The following is a 754-nucleotide window of genomic DNA, read 5'->3' on the forward strand; positions in this document are numbered from 1 at the left end:
GCCGACGCGAGCGCGTGCGTCTCACAGCTACGGTAATCGCGACTCACTGAGGGGAGACGGGCGATGGACGACCCGTGGGGCATTTCCGGACCGGATTTCGTGGTCCTCTACATCGCGTTGCTCGGCGCGGTCCTGCTGGTCAGGGCCGTCGTGTCCGGCGTCGTGGGCAGCCGCGCGCTGCGCGCGGACACCGGGCGGCCCGTCCCGCAGCCGACGGTCTACCAGCTCGCGTTCCTCGCCGGCGGCCCCGACCGGGCCGTCGACGCGGCGATCGCAGCCCTGGTCGACCGCGGGCAGCTGCGCGTGAACAGCTACAAGCAGGTCAGCCAGGCGGGCGCCCGGCCGTCGGAGCCGCTGGAGCAGGCGGTCTACGACATGGCCCAGCTGAGCACGACGACGACGCTGCGGGCGTACGGCCGCCAGTCGGCGGCGATGCGGGCCTTGGAGGAGGGCCTCGACCAGCACGGCCTGCTGGCCTCGGCCGCGGCGAAGCGGCAGGCGCGGACGATCGGGCTGCTCCTGCAGCTCGCGGTGCTGGCGCTCGGCCTGGTGCGGCTGCTCAACGGCATCTCGCTCGGCCGCCCGGTCGGCATCCTGGTGTTCCTGGTCCTGGTCGCGGCGGTGCTGGCGATCGTGGCGGCGGTCCGCCGGTCAAAGACCGGCCCCCGGCAGCCGTCGGCGGCGGGAAACCGGGTGCTGGGCCAGGCGCGTTCGGCGGCGTCCGGGCCGGTGCCGGCCGGCATGCTCGCGGGCG

Annotated in this window: 1 protein-coding gene; it reads left to right on the plus strand. The window is 74.9% G+C overall.

Annotation, left to right across the window (positions count from 1 at the left end; translation table 11 throughout):
- Positions 1-63 precede the first annotated feature (63 nt).
- A partial coding sequence (locus tag G3I65_RS31010) for a TIGR04222 domain-containing membrane protein (protein ID WP_160699247.1) occupies positions 64-754 on the plus strand: 691 nt, incomplete at its 3' end.

It is taken from the genome of Amycolatopsis sp. SID8362, assembly GCF_010550475.1.
GTDB lineage: Bacteria > Actinomycetota > Actinomycetes > Mycobacteriales > Pseudonocardiaceae > Amycolatopsis > Amycolatopsis eburnea.